A 4,951-nucleotide genomic window follows, 5' to 3' on the forward strand; every position below is an offset into this window, starting at 1 on the left:
GGCCCTGTCAGCTGCGACAGGGCCGGTTCGCGGGGAGGGTGGCTCAGCCGAGCAGCCCCAGGTCGAGGTCGCCCACGACCGGGACGTTGTGGGTCACGTCGGTGACGGTGCCCAGCACGTTGCCGACGCCGGCGGTGTCGCCGAGCAGGCCGGTGGCGGAGTTGGCCACGCCGGTCGCGGTGTCGAGGACGCCCGACGCGGTGTGGTGGACCTGGCCGAGGGTGTCGTCGGTCTTGATGCCGATGTTGCCGTCGGTGATGCTGTCGAGGCCGGTCGCGCTGACGACGCCGAGGCCCGCGTCGCTGCCGCCGAGCACGCCCAGCGCGTCGTGGGCCAGGCCCGTCACGCCGCCCAGGTGGCCGAGGATGCCGTCGGCGCCGGGAACGGCGGAGGCGACGCCCGCGAGCGGTGCGTCGACGGTCGCGGTGGCGGTGTCGGCCACGTCGAGGACCGTGCCGGTCAGCGGGGACGCGGTCTGGTCGAGGACCGAGGTCACGTCGTTGACGGCGGAGAAGTCACCGTCGACCTTGACGGCACCGGCGCCGTAGACGTCCGCGGTGTTCGTACCGGCCCACACGGTCAGACCGTGCTCGTCGACGGCGAGGAGGCCGGCCGAGGAGGTGGTGAGGTTGTCGAGGGACAGACCCGACGAGGTCAGCTGGGACGCGACGGCCTGCAGCTGGCTGATGGCGCCGAGCGGCCCCTCCGCCAGGACGTCCTCCACGACTCCGTCGAAGTAGACGCCCTCGAGGGCGGGCAGGCCCGCGGGGGTCTCCGGGAGCAGGTCGATGACCAGCGGGATGACTTCCTGGACGTCCACGGCGGTGATGTCCGCGAGCCCGGCCTGCTCCAGGGTGCCCTGAGCATCGGCGGCGAACGCGGCCTTGAGGGACGGGTCGCTGAGCAGGTTGAGCACGAAGTCGTGGAGCGTGCTGGGCTGGATCATCTGAGGGGACTCCTGGTGAGGCACGGATGCGTTGGGGTGATGCGCCCCAAGCTAAGAGAGCGGGGTTCCCCACAACATCGGGGATCACTCCCAGTGAATCCCCGTTCCCTGATTGGGTGACGCTCGTTGAGCCCCTAGGGGATTAGGGGCCTCGCTTGAGCGTCTCTCGTTCACCCGTGTAGGTACTGGTCGCTGCTGCGAACAGGTGAGGAAGAGACGTGGCGTACGTACTCGGAGTCGATGTCGGGACCACCCGCACGACCGCTGCCCTGTGCCGCCTCGACGGCGGCGGGGATGCCGAGATCGCGTTCGTCGTGCCGTCGTCGTTGCAGCTCACGGAGGCCGGGACGTTCTCCGTCGGACAGCCCGGCGTCCCCGGCTGGTCCGCCTCCGGCTTCGCCCGGCGGGTGGGCGACGCGGTCCCGTTCTCGCTGGGCCCGGAGACCTGCCCGGCCGAGGAGCTCACCGCGTTGCTGATCATGTGGGTCATCAGCGAGGTGGTCGCCCGGGAGGGTGAACAGCCGCGTCACGTGGCAGTGGTTCACTCGGCCGGGTGGGGCCCCTATCGCCGGGGACAGCTGTTCACGGCGCTGCGGGCGGTCGGCGTCCACGACGTGACGCTCGTGCCGGAGCCGTTCGCGGCCGCCGAGAACCACGCCGCGCGCGCCCGCGTGCTGCCGGGTTCGCCGCTCGCGGTGTTCTCGCTCGGCAGCCACGCGTTCTCCGCCTCCGTCGTGAAGCGGTCGCAGAACCGGACGTTCGAGCTGCTCAACCACGTCGAGGGCGTCGACCACCACACCGGCGCCGACTTCGACGACCTGCTGCTGGACCTGGTGCGCGGCCGGCTCGGCAAGGACGCCCCGGTGTCCGCCGCCGAGTGCGAGGCGGCGAAACGCGCGCTCGGCCAGTCCGTCGTGGTCGGCGGGGTCGAGATCGGCCGCGACGAGTTCGTCGAGGAGATCCGCCCGTCCGTCGACCACCTGGTGTCCACCTTCGTGCGGGCGCTCGGACCGGCGCAGCCCGAGGCGGTGCTGCTCGTCGGCGGCGGCTGCCGGATGACCGCGATCGGCGACGCGCTGTCGGCGTCCGTCGACTGCCGGGTCCTCGGCGAGGCCGCTCCGGAGCACTCGGTGGCCAAGGGCGCCGCCGTGGCCGCGCGGCTCGTCGTGCTGGGCCCCGACAGCGAACCGGAACCGCTCGAGACCTCCGTTCTGGTGCACACCCGTGAAGCGTCGCTGCGGTTCCCGGTCGGCGAGATCGCCGGGCCGGACGACGACGACTTCAGCACTCCACCGCCGCGACCGCCGGTGGACGTACCCCCGCTGGAGCTCCCGGTGCGGAAGGTGAAGCGCATGGCGGACGCGCTGAAACCCGCCGGACGCCGCTCCAGTTCCCGATCCGACTCCCGAGACGATGATGAGGACGGCCGTTGAGCGTGACCACGCGAGCCAGGTTGGTGCTGGACGACTCCGTGCGAGGAGTCCTCGACCGGATCAACGACGCGACACCGGGCACGAGCCTGCGCGTCGTCGTCGCGGCACCCGGCGGTCACGGCAAGACAGCGCTGCTCTCGGAGATCACGAACGCCGCCGTGCGCGTGGTCGACGACGCGCACCTGCTGGACGACTCCGCGGTGGCCGAGCTGTCCTCCGAGCCCCTGCTGGTGCTGGCCTACCGGCCGTGGCCGCGCCGTGCCGCACTGGCCGAACTGACCCGCGGCGCCGTCGTCGTGCCGCTCGCGCCGTTCACCCGCGACCAGGTCCGCGACGTCCTGCACGCCCCGAAACCGGTGGTGGACTTCGTCTTCGCGCAGACCGGCGGCGTCCCCGCGTACGTCGAGCGCCTCGGTGCCGCGTCCGAGGTGTCTGCCGAGGTCCTCGCCACGTTCCGGGGTGAGCTCGACTTCCTGGACCCGGACGTGCAGAAGTTCCTGCTGGCGGCCGAGGCCGGCGCCGCCCAGCGCCTCGACCTGCTGTCCGCGTTGCTGGACAAGGACTTCGACGAGGTCAGCGACATCATCGAGGCCGCCCGCGCGACCGGCGCGCTCGCCGAGGACGGGACGCTGCTGCCCCTGGCGCACCGCGCCGTCGGCGCGCTGACCCGTGCCGAACGGCGGATCGCGGTCCGCCAGAAGCTCGCCCAGCTGCAGCTCGACCGCGGCGGACCCGTGCTCGACCTGGTGCGGCCTCTGCTGGACACCGGCATCGGCGGTCCCGTCTTCGCGGCGGCCGCGCGGGAGGCCCTGTCGTCCGATCCGGCGCTGGCCGCGCGGTTGTTCAAGGCCTCCACCGGTGGTGGGGCACCGTCCGCCGAGACCGCCGCCTCGTGGGCGACCGCCTCGGCGATGGCCGGCGACCTGGACGGCGCCCTGCGGCTCGCCGACCAGGTGATCAGCGCTCCGGACTCCTCGTACCGGCGCACGGCTGCCGAGGTCGCCGCTGTCGCTCTGGCCCACCGCGGGCAGCTGGCGCGTTCCACGGAGTTGTTCCGCTGGGCCGCCACGCCGTACGCGGCCGCCTTCGCCGGGATCGGGTTGATCGGCACCGGCCACCTCTTCGAGGAGACGCCCCCGCAGCCGCCCACGATGCTCGGCGGCGCGGCTTCGTTGATGCTGCAAGGAGTTCGGCAGTCGGTGTCCGGCGCCGAGACCGCCGCCCTGTCGACGCTCGTGCGGGCTTCCTCGATGCTCGAACCCGCCGGCGGCGCCGTGCTGCTGCCCGACTCACCCGCGGCGCTGGCCGCCCTGGTGGCCGTGCACTGCGGCGAGCCCAACGTCGCCGAGTCGGTGCTGGACCGGGCCGTCGAGACCGGCACCGGTGGCGTGCTGATGTCCGTGCGGCACCGGTTGTTGCAGGCCTGGCTGCACATGCTGCGCGGCAACCTCGCCGTCGCCCGCGAGACCCTGATGTCGGTGCGCGGGGCCTTCGAGCCCCGCGACTGGATCTTCGCCGTCGCGCTCGAGGTGGGCGTGGCTCGGCGCAACTCCGACCTGGCCACCCTGCGCCGCACCTGGGAACAGGCTTGCGAGGCCGTGCTCCGGCACCCGGTGGACCTGTTCTCCCTGCTGCCGTTGGGCGAGTTCGCCGCTGCCGCCGCCCGGCTGAGGGACCAGGGCCGGTTGGCGCCGCACCTGGCGCAGGCCTCCGCCCTGCTGCGGTCGCTGGGGAACCCGCCGCTGTGGGCCACGCAGTTGCACTGGAGCCTGCTGCACGCGGCGATCATCGACGAGAACACCGCGGCGGCCGAGGAACACGCCGCGGCCCTGGCGGTGAACGCGTCGCGGAACAGGTACTGCGCGGTGGTGTCCGCCGCTGCCGAGTGCTGGCTGGACGTCGTGGCCGGCAAGGTCGACCCCGACCGGGTCGAGGAGACCGCCCGCGGGCTGCACGCCGTCGGGCTGTGGTGGGACGCGTCCCGGCTGGCCGGGCAGGCCGCCATCCGGACTTCCGATCGGCAGGCGATGGTTCGGCTGCTCGACTGCGCGCGGTTGCTGCAGGGGCGTGCTGTTTCCGCTCGTCGGGTGGTGGAGAGCGATGTTCCCGTGATCGAGGACGCCGGGAAGCTGTCCGACCGGGAGCGGGAGGTGGCTCAGCTGGTGCTGGAGGGGATGACGTACAAGCAGGTGGGGGACCGGTTGTTCATCTCCGCCAAGACCGTCGAGCACCACATGGCTCGGATGAGGCAGCGGCTTGGGTCTACTTCTCGGTCTGATCTTTTGGCTCAGTTGCGGCACATCGTGGGGGGTTCGGCTTCTTAGCTGTTCCGCTGGGGGGGCGGCCGGGCGGGTGGTCGCCTTGCAGGTTGCGGCCAGGAGGGTGGTCACCTTGCGGGCGGCCTGTTCCTGGTGCGTGCGTTCCCCAGGGGCTCTGCCCCCGGACCCCCGGCAATCTGATCGGGGGCACCGCGCCCCCGGCGGGTTGATGGCACGCCTGTTGCGTTGGGCGGCTGCCCGTTGCGTAGGTGCTTGCGTTGGCGGTGGAGCCCCGTCACGAGTCACACCGGAGC

At 72.5% G+C, this 4,951-nt stretch carries 3 protein-coding genes; 2 read left to right on the forward strand and 1 reads right to left on the reverse strand.

The window, feature by feature from the left end; all coding sequences use genetic code 11:
• Window positions 1–43 precede the first annotated feature (43 nt).
• Window positions 44–946, reverse strand: a complete 903-nt coding sequence (locus ACFWGZ_RS39470; protein WP_382456707.1) for an IniB N-terminal domain-containing protein — start codon at window positions 944–946, stop codon at window positions 44–46.
• Window positions 947–1,164: 218 nt separating this feature from the next.
• On the opposite strand from ACFWGZ_RS39470, the gene ACFWGZ_RS39475 reads away from it, so the two are divergent.
• Together ACFWGZ_RS39475 and ACFWGZ_RS39480 are read left to right on the forward strand one after the other, a co-directional pair.
• A complete protein-coding gene (locus ACFWGZ_RS39475) occupies window positions 1,165–2,379 on the forward strand; it encodes an Hsp70 family protein (RefSeq protein WP_382456708.1) in 1,215 nt (404 codons plus the stop codon).
• A 2-nt stretch (window positions 2,380–2,381) separates the two neighbouring features.
• On the forward strand, window positions 2,382–4,703 hold the full coding sequence (locus ACFWGZ_RS39480) for a LuxR C-terminal-related transcriptional regulator (protein ID WP_382456709.1): 2,322 nt from the start codon (window positions 2,382–2,384) through the stop codon (window positions 4,701–4,703).
• Window positions 4,704–4,951: the final 248 nt, after the last annotated feature.

Source organism: Lentzea sp. NPDC060358 (assembly GCF_042725365.1).
Taxonomy (GTDB): Bacteria; Actinomycetota; Actinomycetes; order Mycobacteriales; family Pseudonocardiaceae; genus Lentzea.